This window comes from Parabacteroides sp. AM58-2XD, from assembly GCF_003463685.1.
GTDB classification, from domain to species: Bacteria; Bacteroidota; Bacteroidia; order Bacteroidales; family Tannerellaceae; genus Parabacteroides; species Parabacteroides segnis.
This window is the reverse complement of sequence record NZ_QSDP01000226.1, coordinates 1-1,550: the sequence shown is the minus strand read 5'-3', so window position 1 is coordinate 1,550 and position 1,550 is coordinate 1. Positions and strand designations below refer to the sequence as shown.

General features: G+C 31.7%; 1 protein-coding gene and 1 pseudogene. Both read left to right on the top strand.

The window, feature by feature from the left end; genetic code table 11:
- A pseudogene (locus DXA15_RS24965) lies at positions 1–206 on the top strand (transglutaminase domain-containing protein); the annotation flags it as partial.
- A gap of 369 nt (positions 207–575) precedes the next feature.
- A partial coding sequence (locus DXA15_RS24960) for a 6-bladed beta-propeller (RefSeq protein WP_158579719.1) occupies positions 576–1,550 on the top strand: 975 nt, incomplete at its 3' end.

Sequence of the window (1,550 nt, the reverse complement as noted above, 5' to 3'; positions counted from 1 at the left end):
GAATACGAAAAGGTAATCTCTATGAACTTTTCTATATAGATGAATCGGGTGCATGGGCCTCTGCCGGAAAACAAACGGCAGAGCAGGATGAATTATTAATATATAAACAGATCCCCCAAGGTACTTTATACTGGCTACGCAATCATACCAGAGGAAAAGAGGAACGGATATTTACGTATGAGGAGGGGAAACAGGTTTGGTGGTAAAAATAAGTCATAATTATTCAACACAATATTTTCAAAGCTTATAAAGAATGAATATCTTTACGGACAGACTGAAAGATAGAAAATAGTCTGATTAGATAATCTGTAAAACTAACAATTGAAATTGTATAAAGATATGAAAAAGATTTTTGATATCATGACGATTGCAGCTGTAGCCACTACAGCTAGCTGGAATTTCAGCCAAAGTCTAAATGAAGTGGTACTGTCAGACCGGCTAATGTCGAAGCATTAGCTCGTAATTTGTGTTAAACTTATACGAGATTATAAAACACTCCATCCACCATTTTTACTTTTATTATAATGAAATACTTAATACTGTCATTATTAGTCATACTATCTTTTTCATGTTCAATGAAAGAACAAATAGATAATGTAAAGATTATTTCCTTTGATGATGAAACCAATATTGACATCAAAGATAAAATTACATGCAAATTCATTCCTCTTGAAACCACAGACAGTTGTCTATTTGGTGATATCTTTGCGATTAATATTGTTAACGACAAAATATACACCATCAATAGGAAAGGGAATTATCTATTAGTTTTTGATATATCCGGAAAATTCATTACACAAATTGGAAGAAGAGGAAATGGGCCAGGTGAATATATGTCATTAAATAATTTTCATATTGACAAAGAAAAACAAACAATCACCCTGGCAGACTCATATCAAGACAAATTATACCATTACAATTTGAATAATTACAAATACGAAAATGGGCAAACAACATTCTATTTTTCTGATTGTTGTTGGTTACCTGACGGAAATATTGCCTGGGCATTCCATGGAGGATACAATACAGGAAAAAGAGATCCACATTACATAAAAATAACGGATTCTCAACTAAATACTATAAAACTTTTATACCCTACAAATTTCACACCGGAATCTCCAATGGTTCCTGGAAGACTCTTCTATACATTCAATCAAAAATGTTATCTCAATATCCCTTATATACCAACAATATATGAAGTAACATCTGAAAAATTAATACCGACATACCAAATAGAACTCGAAAAACAAAAATTTGCATCACCGGAATGGTTAAAAGAAAATGCAGAAAAGAACCTTTATGGCACAATATCCCAAACTAATTACATTTCTGGTCAACAAATTCAAGAAACAGACGACTATATTTGTATTGAATATTACGCCAAAGGTTTGAATTCGCACATCGGATTTTATAACAAGAAGACCGGCGAATCTTTTAAATACAAAAAATCAGATTTTATAAAACAGACAGGATTAACTGGTTTTTTTCAACTTAAAGGAACATATGAGAATTACTTCATATTTACAATGCTACCTGATGCATTAAAAAAC